This is a genomic window from Bacteroidota bacterium (genome assembly GCA_016713925.1).
GTDB lineage: Bacteria > Bacteroidota > Bacteroidia > AKYH767-A > OLB10 > JAJTFW01.
Genome location: JADJOH010000006.1, coordinates 277,125 through 298,452, shown reverse-complemented (window position 1 = coordinate 298,452; position 21,328 = coordinate 277,125). Strand labels below are relative to the sequence as shown.

17 protein-coding genes are annotated in these 21,328 nt (G+C 41.4%); 9 read left to right on the top strand and 8 right to left on the bottom strand.

The window, feature by feature from the left end:
• Position 1 precedes the first annotated feature (1 nt).
• The 5 genes from IPJ86_07670 (at position 2) to IPJ86_07650 (ending at position 8,425) form a co-directional block, all read left to right on the top strand.
• The gene (locus IPJ86_07670) at positions 2 to 736 is read left to right on the top strand and encodes a hypothetical protein (GenBank protein ID MBK7887169.1); all 735 of its coding nucleotides are present in this window, start codon (positions 2 to 4) and stop codon (positions 734 to 736) included.
• Entirely contained in the window at positions 729 to 1,559 is an 831-nt protein-coding gene (locus IPJ86_07665; GenBank protein ID MBK7887168.1) for a hypothetical protein, read from the top strand. The genes IPJ86_07670 and IPJ86_07665 overlap by 8 nt, the downstream gene beginning before the upstream one ends.
• A 50-nt stretch (positions 1,560 to 1,609) precedes the next feature.
• A complete protein-coding gene (locus IPJ86_07660) occupies positions 1,610 to 5,356 on the top strand; it encodes a T9SS type A sorting domain-containing protein (GenBank protein MBK7887167.1) in 3,747 nt (1,248 codons plus the stop codon).
• 113 nt (positions 5,357 to 5,469) lie between these two features.
• Positions 5,470 to 6,828, top strand: coding sequence for a T9SS type A sorting domain-containing protein (locus IPJ86_07655; protein MBK7887166.1), 1,359 nt, complete (start codon positions 5,470 to 5,472; stop codon positions 6,826 to 6,828).
• A 250-nt stretch (positions 6,829 to 7,078) separates the two neighbouring features.
• Positions 7,079 to 8,425: a phosphatase PAP2 family protein gene (locus IPJ86_07650; GenBank protein MBK7887165.1), complete on the top strand. Its 1,347-nt coding sequence runs from the start codon at positions 7,079 to 7,081 to the stop codon at positions 8,423 to 8,425.
• Positions 8,426 to 8,704: 279 nt separating this feature from the next.
• Here the strand turns inward: IPJ86_07650 and IPJ86_07645 are convergent, their stop codons facing one another.
• From IPJ86_07645 to IPJ86_07625, 5 genes are all read right to left on the bottom strand, one after another.
• On the bottom strand, positions 8,705 to 10,210 hold the full coding sequence (locus tag IPJ86_07645) for a gliding motility-associated C-terminal domain-containing protein (GenBank protein ID MBK7887164.1): 1,506 nt from the start codon (positions 10,208 to 10,210) through the stop codon (positions 8,705 to 8,707).
• Between the two features lie 111 nt (positions 10,211 to 10,321).
• Positions 10,322 to 10,714 (bottom strand): hypothetical protein, encoded by a 393-nt coding sequence (locus IPJ86_07640; GenBank protein ID MBK7887163.1) that lies wholly within the window; start codon positions 10,712 to 10,714, stop codon positions 10,322 to 10,324.
• Positions 10,715 to 11,056: 342 nt separating this feature from the next.
• Positions 11,057 to 14,470, bottom strand: coding sequence for a T9SS type A sorting domain-containing protein (locus tag IPJ86_07635; protein MBK7887162.1), 3,414 nt, complete (start codon positions 14,468 to 14,470; stop codon positions 11,057 to 11,059).
• A 55-nt stretch (positions 14,471 to 14,525) separates the two neighbouring features.
• Entirely contained in the window at positions 14,526 to 15,446 is a 921-nt protein-coding gene (locus IPJ86_07630; GenBank protein MBK7887161.1) for a hypothetical protein, read from the bottom strand.
• A gap of 250 nt (positions 15,447 to 15,696) precedes the next feature.
• Positions 15,697 to 16,083, bottom strand: a complete 387-nt coding sequence (locus IPJ86_07625) for a hypothetical protein (GenBank protein MBK7887160.1) — start codon at positions 16,081 to 16,083, stop codon at positions 15,697 to 15,699.
• 41 nt (positions 16,084 to 16,124) lie between these two features.
• Here IPJ86_07625 and IPJ86_07620 point away from each other — a divergent pair, with 41 nt between their 5' ends.
• Together IPJ86_07620 and IPJ86_07615 are read left to right on the top strand one after the other, a co-directional pair.
• Positions 16,125 to 16,328, top strand: coding sequence for a hypothetical protein (locus IPJ86_07620; GenBank protein MBK7887159.1), 204 nt, complete (start codon positions 16,125 to 16,127; stop codon positions 16,326 to 16,328).
• 595 nt (positions 16,329 to 16,923) lie between these two features.
• Entirely contained in the window at positions 16,924 to 17,703 is a 780-nt protein-coding gene (locus IPJ86_07615; protein MBK7887158.1) for a TIGR02757 family protein, read from the top strand.
• A 6-nt stretch (positions 17,704 to 17,709) separates the two neighbouring features.
• Here the strand turns inward: IPJ86_07615 and IPJ86_07610 are convergent, their stop codons facing one another.
• Genes IPJ86_07610 through IPJ86_07600 form a run of 3 tightly spaced genes read right to left on the bottom strand, consistent with a single transcriptional unit; the run spans position 17,710 to position 19,089 of the window.
• Positions 17,710 to 18,108 carry a hypothetical protein gene (locus IPJ86_07610; protein MBK7887157.1) on the bottom strand — a complete coding sequence of 133 codons (399 nt, stop codon included), beginning with the start codon at positions 18,106 to 18,108 and terminating at the stop codon, positions 17,710 to 17,712.
• Positions 18,105 to 18,620, bottom strand: a complete 516-nt coding sequence (locus tag IPJ86_07605) for a tetratricopeptide repeat protein (GenBank protein MBK7887156.1) — start codon at positions 18,618 to 18,620, stop codon at positions 18,105 to 18,107. Before IPJ86_07605 ends, IPJ86_07610 begins: the two co-directional genes overlap by 4 nt.
• Positions 18,601 to 19,089 carry a hypothetical protein gene (locus IPJ86_07600; GenBank protein MBK7887155.1) on the bottom strand — a complete coding sequence of 163 codons (489 nt, stop codon included), beginning with the start codon at positions 19,087 to 19,089 and terminating at the stop codon, positions 18,601 to 18,603. The genes IPJ86_07605 and IPJ86_07600 overlap by 20 nt, the downstream gene beginning before the upstream one ends.
• Between IPJ86_07600 and IPJ86_07595 the strand changes: the two genes are divergently transcribed.
• The gene (locus tag IPJ86_07595) at positions 19,088 to 20,395 is read left to right on the top strand and encodes a hypothetical protein (GenBank protein ID MBK7887154.1); all 1,308 of its coding nucleotides are present in this window, start codon (positions 19,088 to 19,090) and stop codon (positions 20,393 to 20,395) included. The two genes, IPJ86_07600 and IPJ86_07595, sit on opposite strands and share 2 nt — an antisense overlap.
• Positions 20,396 to 20,759: 364 nt before the next feature.
• Positions 20,760 to 21,284 carry a hypothetical protein gene (locus IPJ86_07590; protein ID MBK7887153.1) on the top strand — a complete coding sequence of 175 codons (525 nt, stop codon included), beginning with the start codon at positions 20,760 to 20,762 and terminating at the stop codon, positions 21,282 to 21,284.
• Positions 21,285 to 21,328 lie beyond the last annotated feature (44 nt).

Here is a 21,328-nt window from a genome sequence, read left to right as displayed (position 1 = left end):
AATGAAACGCATTAGCTATGGTTTACAAGATTCAAACAACGATGGATTGGCTGATGATTCCTTAGTCCAAATCATGAACCCAAGCCCTTGGTTTACCGCTCATGAAAATGATTTAATCCGACATTTCTCTTCTTATGGTGATCAGCTTGAAGATAAATTGACCTCATTTTTCCAGGAAGGCGATACCACCTCTGATGGGTATAGCTATCTCCAACTAAAAGATATTGGTCTTACATTACCTTATTTGCAATTATCCAGAATTATGCCTGCCGGACTCGATACCATGAAGGCCTTTCCTCTGGAGTTCACTTTTTTTATTGATAGCATTATGACCCCTGCAAATTGCATTGATTGTGAAGGGTTCTCACTAGATACATCCAGTACACGTACACTGTATAAATTGAACGTAAGTGGAGCAAATTTATCCCAATATTTGGACATTTTCCAAAGTGAAAATCGAATGTTATTTACCTTTGATGGAAGTATTGATTCTTTTAATCAACTTATAGGAAATTTAGGGTCAAATACCCCCTATCTTGATTCAGTATACCCATTTAAAGGATTTTATGAGGGACAACGTTTCAGATTAAAAGTGAGATATGCTAATTGTGGCAATTTTATTGGTGGTAATAATGATTCACCATCATTGTCGAATTCAATGATTAAATCTGAGATAACAAATAAAATGTGGCTTTGCGGAAAAAAACAAAGATCACGACATTCCGCAAATGGTTAATACGGTATCAGAACTCCGAGATTCACTTAATATTACTATTAACCCCAATGATACTTCATTTCAATTGATGGATACATCGCACACAAACAATCGCTTGTTTTTTTGCGAAACTTTTGGAGGTATTCATTATTTCTTTTCTCAGGAAGCTAGAAATTATTCTGTCCTTGATACGGCAATCGGATGTGATAAATTTCTGACAGTAGTATCCCATACGGTTTCCGCAAACTTTCCGGATGTAATCAATATGTATCCTTTTGAATATCGCCCTCCAATGCTCTGGCCTAAAAGTTATGAAATTGAAGTACCTCCCGGTTATTATATAAGTGGTTCAAAAATGAGGCATGAATTTAAGTTTATGAATGACCCTTATGCTAAATTTACAAATTGGGTTGCATTCGATGTGATAGATAGTATAGGTAATTTTACAATTTATGATTCCACTTTATCTCCTCCGGTTTGTATTTCTGATACTTTGTATCCTATTGCACTTTTAGATACAAATATGTATGTGAAATCAAACTTAACCCGTAGAATACTTCAATTTACTTTAAGTCCGTTAGGCTGTGATAGCAATTCTAATTTTCTTGTTTCGAAAGATTCAATGGCTATTATTAAATTTGGAAACAACAGTATTTCCTGTGTAGATACTGCCTATTGTTCAATAAATGAAATATCAAGAGAAGCTACCGCAACGAATCAAATATTCACGATTCTTCCTAATTTAAAATTACAAACCGATCCAACAACAATTAATGTGACAGGAAATGTGGTTTGTACACAAATATTTATTAAAATTTATCTACTAAAATCAAAGATGATATAAATTCCTCTACAGCAAGTTATGTTTACCTTGCCATACCTGATTCCGCAAGTATGCCCTTCTTACATAATTGGGTATACTACACCCCTGACACTATTTATCCTATCGGGCAAATAATACCAATTGATAGTTTATTCGCTATAAATCAGGTAGATACGGGGCTTCTATGTGCCAGTTTTAGGAATTGCGATAGTACATTATCTGATACCTCCTACTTTACTTTTCATGCGGGATGGAATTGCAATGGATTTCCAAATAGCCCTTTTGATGAAGATTCCGTTTGTAATGATACTTCTCAAACTATTACCCTGATAAAAAGTAATGCCAATTTGAGCAATTCAGGGAAAAGTCCTAATCAATATAGTACCTATTCCTTATGTGATACCATTATTGTTGATGCTGATTTTGTTTCCACCGGTAGCGGATACTTATATCCAACGTTTATCAAACTTGATAGTATTCCCCAGGGAATGGGAGTACTGGCTCTTTACTTAGTAAACAGTGAAACGAATACTGAAAGTGATGTTTTAACTTATAATTCCACGACAGGTAATTATCCTATTGATGACGGAGTAATGGATTCTTTGGGATTCTCTAATGGTGCTTTTTTTGAAGGGCAAGAAATAAAAGTAAAAGCATTACTTATACCATCTTGCTTATACACCAGTGATTCTCTTCCAAAAATCGTATTTAGTGCTCTTGATTATTGCGCAACTGTATATGAATCGTCTGCAACTTATCAAGGATCAATTTTAATTGAGGGAAGTAATTGCTTTGATTGTTTTTACCTAGACAAAATCGCTAGTCAATTCTCCATTCAAGCCGGAGACACAATGAGTTTTTACATCATAATCAGGGCTAACAATGCAGATTCCGGTTTTGTGTACATTGATGAAATACTGCCTGCCAATTTTAATCTGATCGGCTCAATCCCACCTTATATTATTACTCCTGCTCAGGGTTATGATACGGTGGTGGTTACCGGTTTTTTTAACATTCCAAGTGCTTGCGTTGATAATTACAATGTAGTTAAGATTTTATTTTCCGACTATGATAGCCTTAATACTTATTCAGGTATAGATAGTTTGATAGATAGCACCTGTGTGAATGTAGGTGTCGCTTGTATAGATTCAAATACAGTATTGTTTCTGGCGGGTGATTCTTCGGGAAATTATGCCGGAGTTTATACAGATACCTCTATTTATGTGGAAGGGTCGTTTGTGATCAATAGTGATTTAACTTTAGTCAATTGCAAAGTGTTCACGGCCGCCGGCGCGCATATTATTGCAACGCGTGATGCCTTATTAGATTTAGATAGTACCGTAATTACTTCCTGCGATACCATGTGGCAAGGTATTACATTGACCCAAGATTCAAAACTTAAAGCCAGAAATCACAGCAGTATTCAGGATGCTGTTATTGGAGCAGAGATGTTGGATGCAAGCCAGGTATTACTTGAGCAATCGGAAATAATTAACTCCGTCAGAGGTGTAAAAGTGGTCGGACCAATTGGAAGTACTTTCCCGGGATATCTCATCATTTCAGAAGCTATCTTTGGGATGTTTAGTTCAAGCTTTAAGCCCAATTACACCGGTCAACCTGCACATGGTGTACTCCCCTATGCCGGGATAGATATGAACGATGCGGTGATGTATCTGGGAGATGCCGGCATACCTTCGTACTTTTACAGGATGAACAAAGGTATTGTTGGCTTACGCACATTAATGAAAATTCACAACTGCAAGTTCAACGGAATTACGTTTGATAAGTTTTATCATACAGATTCAGATGGTTCGGCAATAGTGATTGAAGGAGATATTAATTTAACACCTGCTTATCTGCATCTTTTACCTGCCAATTATCCTGACACAACCATTTTAAATTGTCATCGTGGTGTGTATAATAATTACAGTGATTTGATTTTGCAGTATTGCATCATGGACAATGTGCGGACTGGCGTAGAATGCTCCGGCAACAAATACAGACAGTATGCCTTGGTTACTGATAATACCATCAACGCTACACTCTACGGAGCGTTGTTTTATAATAATGCCGGTTCAGATTACAACATTATTGCCGGAAATTTCATCAAAGTGGATGGGTTGAGTTCAGGCGTGGGTATTGCCGTACGTGAGTCAAAGAACAGTGTGAGCGGAAATTATGAAGTCGCCTGGAACCATGAAATTCGTGTGGTAGATGGGACAGCAGGGATTGAGCTGTTAAATGTAGCCTCGCCCCAAGTGAGGTGTAATGTAATTAAACTGGATGAGGGTGATGAACAGGCGATCAGCAGTACCGGTATTTCAGTATTGGGCTGTAGTTCTGCCAACATTACTCAAAATAGTGTAACAGGATATACCAGATCAAATACCTCGAGAATGGGTCTTTCCTGTCAGGTGAGTACTTCCTGTCAGATCGGTTGTAATTCAGTAGATAGTACAGGCTATGGATTTCATTTTGGAAGCTCCAACCTTTTTACAAATTTCAGGGGTAATAAAATGAAAAGCCATTTGGAGGGATTACATCTGAACACAACTGCCGTGATCGACACGCAGACACATGCCGGGAATCAGTGGCTTGGGAATTACTCATCATGGTATGGTGCTGTGAATATGAATGCAGCAAGTTTTTTCGATGTATATAAATCACTTTTTGTCGTTGACCCAAGTCTGCCAAGCATATTTATACCAACTTATCCAGATACTAGTATTGTTGCTCCCTATGTAGATAATACTGGGTGGTTTGTGTTCTTTCCTGATAACGGATCTTCTTATGCCTGTCCGGATTCAACTACTTGCTATCAGTCAGAATATGTTGGCGATGAAGGTTCTCCTTCACTTCTGGCAATGATTGCACTAGACAGTATGCTCAGCGTGGAGTACATTGAAGAAACCCAAAGTATTGCGCAGTTGATGCTCTATGAAAAATTGATGCGGGATACAGGATTAACGGGCAGCGACATCATTTTTCAGAATTTTATATATAACGAACCTATTTTGCATAATTTATACGAAGCGCGGTTGAGTCTTCAGGAATACGGTGAGGTAGAGGATTCGATGGCGGCGGTACTCCTATCAATGGACAGTACTATAAAAAGTTTTGGTGATTCAATCCGTTACTATCTCAACTTACAGTTAGAATCGGAAATGAATTACGATACGGTCATTACAGGGTTCAGGACATCATTAAATCTTTCCCGCAACATTTATGCATCGGTTATACAGCAGATGCGCTACGAGAACAATGAAGTTTTAGCTGAGGCAGGATTTTACAATAGTTTAGTTGATAACTTAGATGAATTGCCACTGATTAACGAGGAAGTGATTAATGAAGTAGAAATCGCTTTTGAAGAAGGAGGCATTGAAAGTATAGTGCCTTATCGTGAACAAATTTTTGGAATTGCCAGCCAATGTCCCTTTCAAGGTGGACAAGGGGTATTCCGGGCACGGTACTTTTTCTCATTATTTAACGATAGCATAGAATACGATGATGGGGCGGTATGTCTGGCTCAAGGAATATTAAAAACAAGCCACCCAGTAAAAAACATATCTCCTCGCCTGATTATTAAACCAAATCCGGCATCATTTAGTGTTGAGATAAAAATATCAGATTTTGAAGATGGACAGTACTCAATAGCCATAACGGATATACGGGGACGTGAATTAATGGTTAAAAACAATCTTTCCGGTGATTCAAATATTCGTGTACAAACCAATGAGTTTGTACCGGGTGTTTACTATGTAATTGCAAGAAAAAATAAAAGCCACCTGTGTAGAGAAAAATTAATAATAATCAGATGAAATCGTTCTTTAAAATATTAATCTTACTTGTCATATGTCAAATCTCTTTTGGCCAGGGAAATAATCACCAATGGTTAATTGGGTATTGGCCACCGAATTACTTATGTGGCCGAATGGAATTTGACTCCTCTGGATTTACTTATAATACAGAAATTAGAAAAATGGGTTTTTGGGGCACCCAAGGCAACATTTGTAATGCCAATGGAAATTTTTTAATGAGCAGCAACGGGGTCTGGATCGCCAATGCCAATAACGATACCATGCTCAATGGAAGTGGGTTGAATCCGGGGTATTTTGTAAATGGATCTCCGAATGGTTTATTAATTCCGAATGGAAACTTCTTTATTCCTACTCCTGGTGATACTTCCGGGTATACATTGTTCCATGAAACTGAAATCGATCCAACTTCTGCAAATTGTAGCCTTTATTATTCAACGATAGATTTGAAATTAGATACGGGTTTGGGAGGGGTTGTGTCAAAAAACAATTTACTACCGATTGATTCACTAGGTTGGGGATTAAATGCATGCAAACATGCCAATGGCAGAGATTGGTGGCTTTTTTGTTTAAAGAATTACGGCAATGTTATTTATAAAATACTATATTCAACTAATGGAATAGCTTCAGTTGATTCACAGGTGTTAAGTTCTCCAGCTAACAATGGAGGTATATTAACACAACTCCCGCTGAACTTAAGTGGAGAGTTAATTGCTTATAGTACTTATGATAATCCTGTTGACCGCAATAGCTATGTTGTACTTTGTGATTTTGACAGATGCACAGGCAATTTTTCAAATACACGAATTATTCCGGTTTCATCAGGATCATACATTTGGGGGATGTCGTTTTCGCCGAGTGGTCAGTATTTATATGCCAACACTTCAGGTTATATCTTCCAGATACAAACAACCAACTTGCAAGTGGATACAGTTGCTGTCTATGATGGTTTTTCGTTTCCAATTCCTCAGGCTGCGACTACTTTTGGAGCTGAATACCTCGCAGCCAATGGCAAAATATATCTCACCTCAGGTAATGGCGTACAGCACTTACATGAAATCAATTATCCTGATAGCGCAGGGCTATCCTGTGATGTACAACAACATGCCGTTAGCTTAGGTGTATGGCATTTCAGAACAGTTCCTAACCACCCCAATTATAATTTAGGTCCTGTGGTGGGGAGTGTTTGCGACACTTTAGCCATAGGGATAGAAGAGCTAAAACACGATTTCAAATTCAGTATTTCGCCCAACCCTACTAGTGATGGGAACATTAAGTTGGTTTATCTCTTACCTCAAAATAAGAATGGTCGCGAAACCTCGCGATTTGAAGTGTATGATATAACCGGTCAGTTGGTGTATAAAATGAATTTACCGCCCTGGAGTACCTTGCAATATGTTCACTTGCCGGAGCTGAGTAATGGAGTGTACACTTGTGTTATTAGAAGCGGTATGAGAGAAACCGAAAGAAATTAGTTATTCTTCGGTAAACTAAAATTCGAGCTGATTGACATATTTCAATAAAAGCGCTATGCCTTTTTTAGAAAATAAAATACAGCTTTGTAATGATTTTTTGAACTTTATCTGATTTTCTAACACTCCCATCCCACAAATTTTGCCCTTACCTACCCGACTTTTACCCAATCCACCGGCATAATTGTCAAACTAAAGGTATCAAACGGCTGAAATAGTTGCAGATTTATAGCTGTAAAACACAACTATTCTCATGACATTGAAATCAATGAAAGGAATGCTATGGAGCGCCTTGCTTTCCATCACCTTTACTGCTTGTACCAAGGATGAGCTGAACAATGAACCTTCCGCGAGTCCGGATGCATCGAATTACAGCAATGCCGTCGCTACCAAATGGAACGATATGGAGTTGTCGCTGATTCAATCCACGCCCGGTTTTGTTCCGCCTGTTGCTGCACGTGCATTGGCCTATACGCACCTATCTGCCTATGAAGCCATCTCTCCCGGAATTGCCGCGAATCGCAGTGTAGACGATGTCATGCACTACGACTATCAACTACCGGAAATTGATCCGGAGCAACGTTACAACTGGGCCTTGGTCGCCAACGGAGCCTATTTTCAGAGTGTGCGTGCCTTTTATGCGAATGCAGATGGTCACTATCAGTCCAGAGTGGACTCTCTCTATCAGGCATTGAAAAACGAAATTGGAAAATCGGAATCGCAAGAAGTTATCTCCCGGTCTGACAGCTATGGAGCTGAAGTGGCAGATGCGATTTACAACTGGAGTGTTATCGATAAGGGACATGAGGGATACAATAACTTATTTCCGGCCTCTTATAGTCACCAGGCCGGTCCCGGAAAATGGGAGCCTACTCCACCGGCGTTTCAGTCTACACCCCTCCTTCCTTATTGGGGATACAACCGTCCTTTCATGCCCGCCAATATCAGCGATGCATGTCTGCCGGTTGCGCCGTATTTATTTTCATCAGATACCTCATCCAACTTTTATAAAGACGCACTCGAAGTATTTAACACGTATAACCAGCTTTCACAAGAGCAAAAGGACATTGCTTATTTCTGGGCAGATGGTTCGGGGACCTATACACCTCCGGGACATAATATGAATATCGCGACACAACTGCTGCGCCTGGATAATGTTCGCCTGGACAAAGCCGCGGAAGTGTATTTACGGATGGGTCTGGCTTGTAACGATGCATTCATCGCCTGCTGGAAAGTAAAATATGAGCACAACATCATGCGTCCCGTTACCTTTATCAAACGCTATATCTCTGCGGGATGGATGCCCCTGATCAACACTCCACCATTTCCGGAATACACCAGCGGACATAGTTCTGTTTCTGCAGCCTGCAGTGAAGTCCTCAGCGCGGCATTCGGCAGTAACCGCCCGTTCACAGATCATACCAACGAAAGCATCGGCTTGGCACCGCGCACTTACAATAGCTTTACAGAAGCCGCCAATGAAGCCGCAATGTCCAGACTCTACGGAGGCATTCATTTCCCAAATGGAAATACGAAGGGTACTGCTTGTGGGAAGCAAATTGGTAAAAATGTGGTAGGGATTTATTTGTTGAAGAAGTAAATCTTTCTCAATCCTTCGAATTCTTGCTACCGGCTGCGGGCTACCGGCTACCGGCTACCGGCTTCCGGCTGCGGGCCTCCGGCTGTAGGCGCCTGGCTAATTGTCAATTTAAAATCCAATCCATTTTCAAATCATTAAACACATCTTCAAATTTTCAAATTTTCAAATCCATATTTCGTCATCCCGGAATCGGGACATAAATTTTTTAATTAATTCTGAATTTTTAATTAGAAATGAATTTCTTCCGCTCCAACCAAATTCAGTTCACCTCTCAGATTCTTATTTTATTAAAGTCAGAAATCCTTTTAAGGTTTTAGATTCATTGGTAATCGTTGAATATTGAACGATCCAAAAGTAGGTGCCGGAGGTGCAATCCACGGTATTGCATTTGCCATCCCAGCCGGTCACTAAATCATTTGTTTCAACTAATTTTTGACCCCAACGATTGAAGATTTGCAGCGTTGCCTGTTGAATGCCTTTCATTTCTATAGGAACAAATGATTCATTTACCCCATCACCATTTGGAGTAAAGACATTGGGCATCTCAAGAATTATTTCGCAATCGATAGAATCTACAGTCAAAGTGTCGGCCGCACTACAATTATTTACCGAAACATTTACCCAGTAAATTCCGGGTTGTGTAATAGTAAACGTTGGATTTGTTGAATTATCCTGCCATTCATAGGTAGCATTTAAAGTGGTTGAATTCAGCGTTAATGTCTCTCCAATACAAAGTGTGGTGTCGTTACCCAAATTAATCAACGGTGTTGAAGTGTAACTTACATTAAGTGTATCTGTTGTACTACAATTATTCACTGAAACATTTACCCAATAAGTTCCCGGTTGAGAGACGGTATACGTTGAATTAGCTGAATTGTCCTGCCACAGATAAGTAGCATTTGTAGTGGTGGTATTGCGCATCAAAGTTTCGCCCTGACATAAGGAGGTATCGTTACCCAAATTCACCAATGGTGCGGGAATATAACTTACATTCAGGGAGTCAGCCGCACTGCAATTATTGACTGTGACATCCACCCAATAAGTTCCCGGTTGAGAGACGGTATAGGTTGGATTTGTTGAATTGTCCTGCCAAAGATAAGTTGCATTAGCAGTAGTTGAATTCAGTGTCAACGTTTCTCCGTTACAAAGAGTTGTATCGTTACCCAAATTCACCAATGGTGCCGTATTATAATTTACATTCAGTGAATCAGTAGCACTACAATTATTCACAGTTACATTCACCCAATATATGCCTTGTTGTGTAACTGTAAAAGTTGGATTTGACGAACTATCCTGCCATTGATACGTAGCATTAGTAGTGGTTGAATTTAATACCAGGGCCTCTCCCGCACAAAGTGAAGTATCATTTCCTAAATTAACAACAGGAGGATTGATGACATTTACAGTAAACGATACCGTATCAGTATTACCATATAGAAAATAAGTGGTCGTGGTTAAAGGGGACACGGCAAGTAACGAATCGGTATCAATAATGACGTTAGGATTTAAACTATCCGCCCAGGCAAAAACCGAACTATTAATTGCCAGTAATTGTGCTGTATCTCCAAGGCAAATTTGTGCATCACCCGTAATATTAATTGCAGGTGTATTCAGCGTTAAGGATACTTCATCAATAAAGAAATAGGCACCAGGATTAGGTGTGGAAACAAATTGCTGGATAACAGAATTAGCATCAGTCCTGAAATTTCCAATGGCAAAATGAGTATACGGAGCCGTAGCAACAAAATTATAAGATACTTGAATCCATGTACTGGAATAAATCATAGTGCTATTCGTTAACAATGGTGTATAATTGAATGGAGTGCTACCGGATTGAATAAAAGGGTTTACCGAGAAATCAACCTCTACGTTTTCCGTTCCTGCTCCTCCATATGTTCACGGGATACCATTTGTTATATAAAAAGAAAACGTATAACTGCTTCCTACAACTAAAGGTGCAGCTAAAGTTTGTGAGACATACTCCCTGAAATTTGGTGAAGGTGAATACCACATGGCCATTCCCATAATAGCATTGCCTTGATATGGACTCACAGTTCCAAAAATAGAACCCGGTAATTGAACATTTCCACTACCATTGGTATGCAGGTAGTCAGGAGAGGCTGTTGGTGAGTTTGCATTCGACCAATTCGTAGCCAACGACCATTGTCCGCCAGTCACGGGGAAACCGGCATTGATTTCAAATCCGGGATTTTGCACTAGATTCTGACCATCCGAGTAGAAAGGTGAGATCGCAAGGAATAAGATAATTAATTTTTTCAATACGTTCATATAGCGTTACTTCAAAAAAAAATATTTATAGATTAAGAAAATAATTGTGATTCATTTTCCATTTCATTGAATGGCTACCATGGCATAATGGATAGGCATAGATTAGTTTATTGCTTCTTCACAGTTCACTTAAATTGCTTTCTACAATGGATCTTCAATTCAAAATCAGGGACATTCATTTCCACATCCAGGATTGATATAAATCAAATGAGTTCCTCTTCAACAACCAATTCATAAAGCATCAAGTGTACTTTCCAACCTCATCATACATTCTTCCTTAAACATTCATCATCCCGAGGCTTCGGGACATCAACTCATCAATTCATCAACTCATCAATTCTTTTATTGCTTTTGAACTTTTATATTTTTCAAAACCCCTTCTCCTTCCACAGTCAGTATGTACATCCCTGTTGCTATTCCTTTAACATCAATGCTGATGGGACTATTGATAGAAACAGAGGTGGCACTTCCGGCAATGATTTGTTGACCCTGAATATTGGATAATTTCCAGACGAGTGTTGAATTGCTGGTGTTCTTTAATGAAACATTGATTCGCTCTGTGGCGGGGTTCGGCCAGACAGCAATACCATCCGTAGCCACGAACTGTTCAATACCGGTTACCTGTGTTCCGTAAGGGAAACGGATATTATCGAGCCAGGCGCAATCCAGACCTGAGCTTACCAGGGCATCTTTATCATAAGTAAAACGAAGAAGATGTGATCCGGCAGTAATCGGAAATCCTGTATATGACCATGACGAAGTACCGCTCCAGGCGCCTAACTCAACCCCATCAATGGAGAAACGCAGGTAATCGTAGTCTTGTTCACTCGATAGCTTATACCAAAAAGTAACAGAATCATCCGCCATCGCCGTAAGGTTGAGGAGTAATTCACTGCTCTCACTATCGTTGATATCTCCATTGGTAGCGCAGTAGGTGCCTTCAAAGGGAAGGTAGGTAGTCGTGAGCCAGGGTGAATTTCCTCCCATGCCCCAGAAGAAGCGGTTGAAGTTGTTCGTTTCGAAATCTTCGAGGATGACTCCGGCCACACCTGCATAGGTTTTGTTGGCGAGATAAGCCCCTGAACTGAGATCGAGGGTGATGTCGTAGTTCGTTCCGATAGCTACGTTATTGACCATGCTGATTGAATACGTGGCATCCACATAATTTTGTTGGGCAATTACACCTGCAGAAAATGAATTTATAGTAATGGTGAGGAAGCTGCTGAAGGTACTGATGACGGCCAGCGATGAAGGCGCATCACTATGTCCATTGTTGAGACAGCGAATAGTGATGTTCGCGGTTTCTCCGGCTTCCAGGTATCCGTCTCCATCTCCACCGGTCACATCATCAATGCTCAGAATTCCTCCTTCCAATGCAGGTGCCTGAATGAGCTGTGAAAAGGAGGATGTCCAACTGCCTCCATTGCCATCGGTTGAGGTAATGAGAAACTGCGCGATATGCTGATCCGGTACATTGTTAGCAACAGTGTATTGAAAGGCATTGGCCATTGTGCCGGAAGTATTGCTGAGGATATCTCCCAACTGCGCTGTACCATTTACGATGGTAATATAAGGGTCTGTACAAGATAATGTGGCGGAAACAGCAAGGGCGTCTGCAAGTCCGACGTTTTGCAAAGTCAAATCTACATCAATCGTTTCCTGGAAATCTACCAGACCGTTGTTATTGCCTGTAGGATCATTTGCCGTACTGTTCTGATAAATCACATAGGGTCCACTGGCCGGAATGACAAGCACCTGCCCGGTGTAAGGAATCTGATTGAATCCGGTAACGGTAACGAAAATGGTATCCGGTACACCGATGGCAGCAAAGGTCATAGTGGCCACTCCTGCTACCACAGTCCCTGTAGCGATGACCTGTCCATTCATCGTCAATGCGACAAGACCGCCATCAAAACTGCAATTTACATTCAATGTGGTTAATCCGACAGGCATACTGGGAACGTGATTGACGGTCATGGTTTGAGGGATTCCGGTGCGCACTAACAATGTGGGATCACCGAAACAATGCCAGGTATCGGTCATTTCATATCCTGCGTTTCCATAATTATCATTCATGTGGAGACAACCATTTACAGAAAGTCCGCCGAAGGAATATTTTTTATTGGTAGCATACGTTTGCGTCAAAATATCGACCATCTCATCCTGTCCATCCATAGGCGGACTCCAGCTTTGATTGATCGATGACATAAAAGTAGCAATGGCACCGGTGGGTTGTCCATTCACCTGAGCTCTCAAAAATGTTTCCGCAAAACAAGGACCGGATGGTGAAGCGAACTCTCCGTTTACACAAGCCACTGACCAAATGAAAGGAAGCATACCGGTATTGGTCATATTCTGCACGTCGTTATTCGAAAGTCCGGTAGTAGAGCAACTGGTAGTGCTTCCATGACCGGTATACAACATCATGCTAATTCCACTTTGAAACAAGGTGAAGAGATCTGTGTTATTCGGATCACCGGGAGCATCTGTGGTGCCGGGATGAGTGCCATCGTAAAGCTCAGAAACGGTAGTATAATTAAAGTTCATCAGGTCGTTGCGCATGTTGATGGCATGTTCGAAATCCATCTCACCGTCGTCACCGGGTCCCTGATTACTCGCCACGGCAACACCCTGACTGTACCAGCTGCCATTGGCGGGAGGATTTATTTCATAAGCAAGCACACGTTGTACCTGAGTAATCACATCCGCATCCGATTCAGCAGAGAAACGTCCGATCATCACTTCAGCATAAGAATCACTTGCTAAAATATATCCATAACTCGGATCAGAAGTTCCTCCCTGCGCATAAAGCGTGGGTAGTTGTGGTTCATCGATAACAAGCAATACATACGTTAAGCCGTTGGTGTTATATTTATTTGCAATGAAGGTCTGAATATTTGCAGCAGTACCACCGGCAGCAAGGACATCTACCACTTCTACTTCAATACCTCTTTTTATTTTCCAGTCTACCAGCGGTTGCACCAATGGAATCCAAGATGCAGGACAAATCACCAGCATTTTACCGGTTTCTTCTACAGGCACGTAAGCGACAGAAGGGAAATTGCCAAAATGATTTTTATAGATCGATGCATAGTTGGCATCCATAGAAGTCAAAGCAGAAGAGCGCTGCAGTTCGTTAGGAGCAGGAAGAGATGGCTCATGGTAAACTTCCACGGTCATTTCGGTATAGACACGCAAAGTAGACGTCATTGCGTTGTACTGAAAAGGTTGCAGGAGCAATGTTTGTCCGCGGTAGTCGCGCAGGATATAGGGAGTACGGAGATCAGTAATGTTCGCCGGCCAGAACGCATCCACAGCATAAGGTTTCCCATAACGGTAAGGGATATCCGAAGGAAGTACAGTGCGGCTCAGGTTTCCTTTTGAAGGAGCGATGTTGATATTGGGATAGTCGGTGAATTTTGAAGAAATGATGCGCACCGACATTCCACCCTTATCCGGAATTACGAGTGATAATGCAAACTTTGGCAGATCAGGCGCACCTTCAGCGAGCAGTTCAGTAGCTCCCGGGCTCTTCACCAGATACGAAATGCCACGTGGGGTGTTAACTTCCTCGAGGAAATAACCTTTCAATTCCATTTTTACCAGACTCGATTGGATGTCGGAGCTCATGACCTGAGGCTTTGTCTCGGAGGGAGTTTTGGAAGAGCCGGATTGCCATTGGCCGGCATTAATGGTACCGGAGAAAAAGAGGAGAAAAGATACTACAGCAATGGTGAATAACCTGATCAATTTCATACGTTTTGTTTTGGATAATTCATCTAAATTATAAATAAATCCAATCCAAACGCCGCTATTCTTCCGATTTCTTATCAACAGCCTTACTTTCTGCGGGTTTCGGGAAGACGGGCTCGTAGGGGATGCCTTTCATCCGGGCTTCAAACCATTGATCAAAGATGATGAGCTCATGGCTGCGGGGGACCCAGCGATAGTCCGACTGGTCAGAACGAAGGAGATTGAAATCCTTACGCCGCTCCTCCCAAACCTCCTTAAAATCGAAGCCGGAACGGGAAAGCTGACTCAAAATACGGAAAATTACCACGTCGCGCTTGCGCAGATGACGCATCTTAGCTGTCCGTTCAATATGCTTCCGCATACTGCCTATCCGCTGATCAGCCAACTCAATTTTCTCGGTCGACAAGGTCAGGTAAATATTCATCATCCGGATACCCAGATTCCAGCCTTCACGGTCGGTTTCTACCTCCTTGGTTTGTTGGAGATGTTTAAAAGCTGACTTGTATTCTCCCTGCAAATATTTTATTACCGCCATGATGATGTGGCGCTTACTTAATTGCTCCGGAGTATTTCCAATTGCACCTGAATCAAGTATTTGCTGTAATACTTCTTCTGCTTCGCGATATCGTTTTAAGTAAATTAATGCGAAGACGGAGGCTTCTTTATAAATATTGAGATCGTTTGCATGAATAAGAAATACTTTTGCCGCCTTCTTGCTATTTTCAAAAGCTTCTTCAACTTTATGCAAGAAAAACTGCGTATATGCAAGATTCATGTAATTAATGGAAATTCGGCTCAAGTACCTAACACTTTTATTAGATTCTGTCAATTGAATCAAACGAAAGAGTAAATCTTCAGCTTTTGCATAATTTTCTTCGTAATGTGAAAGCTGTAATTCAAGCATCAATTGATTGTATAGAATATTGTTAAGTTTGCACTCTTTGAAGTAACCTTCAACCTCGACTATTGCTTCCTTCATTCCCAAGATCAAAGTCCTGTCATCAATAGATTTATATTGGACCTGGTCTATATATTTAAATATATGAAATTCTGACTTAATAAAATATATAAGGATATAGATAATTTTTCGATCCTTAGATTGCAAGTTAGAGCACCTTGATCATCGTTTTCTCGAAAACATAGTAAAGACATTTGTCTTTGTAGCAATAATTCCTCTTCTAAAAATTCATAATCTTTGCATAATCCAATCAACTTCAAAATAAACTTTCTTAGCCAAAGTAAAGGCAAACCTTTAAGTAAATAGAAAATGGTATAAAGATATTTGCCTTTTTAACAAATAGCCTTGAACGAAAAAGTTCTGAATAGTTTTCCGTATCATCTTGGAAATTTGAATTCTCACCCAATGTCTCAAAAATTCTATTTAATAATCTTTCCGATAGTTTTCGATATGCATCTAAATTTGGTTTTGAAATATTTCCATAGACTTTACTTACAATTTCTTCCTGACTTTTTTGTTTTCTTTTCCAGATTTCATCAAAAACTTTCAGCAATTTATTATTTTGAATACCCTGATTAGCAAGAGATTTTCTAGCATGCTTATGCTCGCTCTCGGTTAGCGATGGAATTAATAAAGAAAGTATTTGGTGATTATTCATTTTTTTATTACATTTACACCTAGATAAAACCCTTATCGATCATGTTAGAAATTATAATTACGCTTTTACTAGCGCTTGGTATTGAATTAAATGATGATACAAGCATCAATGTTGTTGATCAACAAACCGGAATTTCTTATGGTGTTGGTACAACTTTAGGGAGTGGCCAAGGTATTAATACCACACCATCAACCTATGTCCTCATGCGGGATGCTAATGGTGAATATTATTTAGTACAAAGGTAATTATTTCCAAAATACCATAAAATAGCACATATGGTACGACTTGTATTACAGTAAGTTAATTTATTAATTGAATATAAAGGACCTCAAAAAGGTCCTTTTTTGTTTCCGATGAGTACCCCTTTGTCCCTTGGTATTAGATGGAAGCCCTCTATTTTAGCAGCAGTAAAGGGTTTTTGTTATTAAACAGTAATTGTTTTGGCTTTTCTGTGTAGACCAGGTCCCGCTTCGGCGGGACTTCGTCTTTTAGGCCATTTTGTAATAAATCAAAGCGTACTATAAATCAGCAGTTTACAGCAACAATATTTTTAGAAAAATGAGATTTAATATCATTTTCAATCCAGAGATAGTCGATAAAAAACACATTTAATTGATTGAATTACAACCATTTTCCATGTATGGAAAATAGCGAATACGGAAATAATGCAGGATTCCCTTTTCCCAGCCCGTTCCTTTTGTCCCTTGATTGACCCTCTCCATGCATATAGTTTTGCTCTCAGTAAGGGTTTTGTTGTTCCGGCCTTAATCGGTCGAACGGCGAAAGGGCTTCCATCAGGAGGCCCTTCGCTTTTTACCCCGCCCTTCGTAATTTGGCCCCGTGAAGAAACTCTCCCGGTTTGAATTGCATTCGTTTTTAGAAGAGAAGGTAAGGCAATTCAATAACCCGTCCTTCATTGAACAGGATCCTATCTCCATTCCCCATCTCTTCGCCGGCAAGGCCGATATTGAAATTGCAGGTTTCCTCACGGCCCTAATTGCCTGGGGACAGCGGCCCGTTATTTTGCGCAATGCCCGACAATGGATGCAGCGGATGGATGATCGTCCGGCCGAGTTTATTGTCAATCATAGTGTAGCCGAACGCAAGAAATTCGGGGATTTTGTTCACCGTACGATGAACGGAGAAGATGCCATCTACCTCTTCAAAGCCTTGCAGAAAACCTACCGGGATGAAGGCGGGCTCGAAGGACTCTTCTCCAACAACTTCGCTGCCTCGGGAAATCTCGCCCAAACCATCTCCGCCACCCGTCGCCAATTGCTGAGCTACTCCTCTCCCGCCCGTACCGCCAAACATCTCGCCGACCCGCTTCGCAACTCTTCCGCCAAACGCATTTGTATGTTTTTACGGTGGATGGTAAGGAAGGATAAATGTGGCGTAGACTTCGGCATCTGGACAAAAATTCCGGCTTCCTCCCTCTGCTGTCCCCTCGATCTTCACTCCGGACGCGTAGCCCGCTCGCTGCATCTCCTCACACGCACACAAGACGACTGGAAAGCCGTGGAAGAACTCACTGCCAACCTACGAACGATGGATCCCGCAGATCCCGTAAAATACGATTTCGCCCTCTTTGGATTGGGAGCAATAGAAGGATTTAAATAGAGGAAATTACTTGGCGTATTGATTGTTGATTTCTTCGTCGGTCGGAAAAACGATCACCGCATCGCCGGCTTTACGTACCCAGTAGAGGTATTTTCCGGTTCCCTTGCAGGCATAAGCGACGATGGAATCACCGGGCTGCATATTCAGTCGGGAAAAGGTCTTCCATCGCTTATCGGCTTCCTGTGATGCTACTTTCACATCTAAATTCTCCTTGCATTCATTGCGGAAATAGGCCCGGTAACTTTTGGAATAATCCTGACATTGCGAACAGGGCTTCGACCATTCGCTGCGGTATTTCACCAGACAACGGTTGATATCTTCTTCACTCTTCGCGATACTGAAAACGCAGAGCATAATGGTAAAAGCAAGGATGGTTCCCAGCGAATAAGTAATGGCACGTTTCATTTACAATAATTGTTTTTTAAGATGATTTTGGCTTCTGCATTTCCGAGCTGCTTTGACTTATTCCAGTCGTCGCATGCCCCTTCTTTATTTCCCTGCGCTTTTTTCGCAAAGCCACGGTTATTATAAGCTTCCTGGTTGGAGGGGTCAAGTTCAATGGCTCTGTTGAAATCTTCAATGCCCTTCTCGAATTCACTCAAACGATTATAGGCCGCCCCTCTGGAAATATAGGCATTGACATGGTCTTTGTCGAAAGCGATCACATGATTATAGTCCTGCATCTCTCCTTCAAAATCGCCAAGCATACTCTTCATAAAGCCCCGCTTGATCCATGCATCGTAGTTGGTACTATCGGCCTGAATGGATAACTCGAATGCCTTGAGTGCATCCTTGATTTTATTCTGTGAGAAATATTGAATCCCCTTATTGAAGTGGGCATCCGATTTCTTCTTGTCCTGTGCTACCAGCGTAAAAGGCAAGAACAAGAGTATAATTTTAATCCAGAGTAATCGCATCTTTATACTTGTTTTCTGAAAGAATCCGGATCAGATGATCGAAGGCTTTCTGTAAGGAATAAAAATCTTTTTCACTGGCTACGGGAATACTCAAACGCCCGTATCCTCTTTTTATTTTCTGCACCACGAGGGTACGCGTCACGCATTCGGGTTGGTCCTTCATGCAGGGAATACACAATAGCTTATCCTCCGGTTCATAGGTAATGGTAAGATCAAGATCGGGAGAAGGGGCCTTGTCCTCGCGGAGCAGGTTGCCGTTTTCGTCGCGGAAGCTGACAAGGATAGTGCCAGTTTTCAGCTCGACCTGAATCCGTTCACCCAGGACTTTATTAATAAACTCCACTGTTTCCCCCTTACCCGGCGACTGACTGTAAGAAAGGCATGAAAAAAGATTCATTCCTGCGACCAGGAGCAGTAGTTTGCTTTTCAGGACAGAAGTCCGAAATGGGTTGAAATGATAGTTCATCATGGCGCTCAAATTTCAGGTTTCTACTCCAAAAAGCGGCAGAAAGTTGCTAATAAATACAACCAATGCCGCAACCAACCAACGATTGCCTAATGATTGCCTTATGTTACAGCATTTACCGACCTCAAAAAGGCTGAATTTCCGTCTTTTATCCTTCCTTCTCCTCTTCTCGGGGAGTCTGGCAGCACAACAGAACTTTCTGGAAGTTCCTGTCAAATTAGAAATTGAAAAAGGCGATATGAAGGAAGTCGTCATTAAAGTCAAGAAAGACGGTAAGGACGCCTTCACCCAAAACGGATCCAGCAAACTCCGTTTCAAGCTCGACTTCAATAAGCAGTACACGCTCATTTTCACCAAACCGGGCTACATTACTAAAACGATTCAGATCAATACCAAGGCTCCGGCAGGTCGCATAAGCAACGGCTTCGATCCCTATAAAATCGGTGTCAAACTCTTCCTCCAAAACGCGGAGAACATGGTCATCTACAACCAGCCGGTAGCCAATATCAAATACGATCAGAACCTGGATGAATTCAATTTCGATACGGATTACTCCAAGTCGATATTGTCGGCCATCTCCAGAGACACGGAAGAAGAAACTGCAGCTCCGACACAAAATTCTACTCAGCCCGCTGAAACTCAAATCGGAAATGAAACCGGTACTCCAACAGGAGGAACAGGCTCCGGCAATGAGTCGCCGGTGAATCCAACTCCCGCCCCGGAACCGATAGCCACTGAACCACCACCAGCTCCGGCTCCTGTACCAACACCTGTTGCGGATACACCTCCAACTTTAACGGCTGGCACCCATAATGAACCTACACCTGAGGCCATCACTACCCCACCGGGAGCGGGCGATGAGGATAAGAAAGCCCTTGCAACCGGTTCGGAAGGCGAAAGCAACACGTCAGCTGCAAAAGTCTCTTCAGGAGAAGAGCAATCCAGAACAGCCAAGGGCAGCGGCGATCAGGACGAAAAGCGAAGAGGAAGAAATAACTCCGGTGACGATGGCTTAAATAAAAAGTTAAAAGTCACGAGCGGTGAAGATCCTCTTAAAGTCACCTCAACCACGAGCAATGGTAACGATGCGCCTTCGGGATTCACGCCTGCTAATGAAAGCGAAAAAATCACGCGTGAAGACATCGTAGAACGCAATCGTGTGGTCACCAAAATAAAAGTCATTAAAAACGGTATTCAAACCGAGTATAGTCGCGTTTATTATAGTTGGGGAGGATTGTATTATTTTAAAAACAATACCATGTCGATTTCAGAGAACTTGTTTGTGAATTGGACGGGGGTGAGGAATTGATCAATTGATGAATTGATGATTTGAAAATTTGAAAATTTGAAAATGGAATGATTTGAAAATTTGATCGCGAGGCCTCGTGATGGAATGATTTGAAGATTTCCCTGGCGGGAGACAGGTTTGATGATTTAATTGCGAAGCCTCGTGATTTAAAATGGGATATTTTATTATAAGAGGTTTTTGATCGCGAAGCCTTGCGAGGGGATGTTTGGATTTTCATATTTGATGATTTAAATGTAAGCCGGGTGTTTTTTGAGTTTCAGGAAAAGCCTTCCATACCGAACGAAGCGTAAAAAATCCTAAATTTGGTCATCCGCTTCGTGCGGTACCCTAACCTATTTAATGATTCAACCTAACAAAAAGCATTGTGAAAAAAATCAATATTCTTCACCTCCTCTTCTCCCTCCTGTTTCTCCATCTCACAACACAAGTGCAGGCCACAACTGCAGACAGCAGCTCGATACGGATCCGGAAAGTCATTAACGATTTTCAACGATCGATTGTGGAGAAGGATAGTACACTATTCTACTCCATACTTTTTGACAAGAAGACTTCGCTTGTTGGGATCATGTCAGCTCCTACGGAAATGTCCATTAAAAAAAGCAATCCCGACTTTCAGGGGATATCGGTATCTACTGCCACGCGATTCATCAGAGAAATATGTTCTACAACCAAAATGCAGGAAGAAAAGATATTTAATATAGAGATTAAAGCCGACACACCTCTTGCGACGGTATCTTTTGACTATGCCTTCCTATCAGAAAATAAAATCATCCAATGGGGCCAGGAGCGATGGACGCTGGTGTATGCCGAAGCACAGTGGCTCATTACCCAGATTAATTTTAGCATCCGGTTTCCGGAAATAGAAGAATGTCCTTACCCTTTAGAGTGAGCATTACAGAAATGCAAAGCCCGGGAATGGTTTTATTCTTTTTA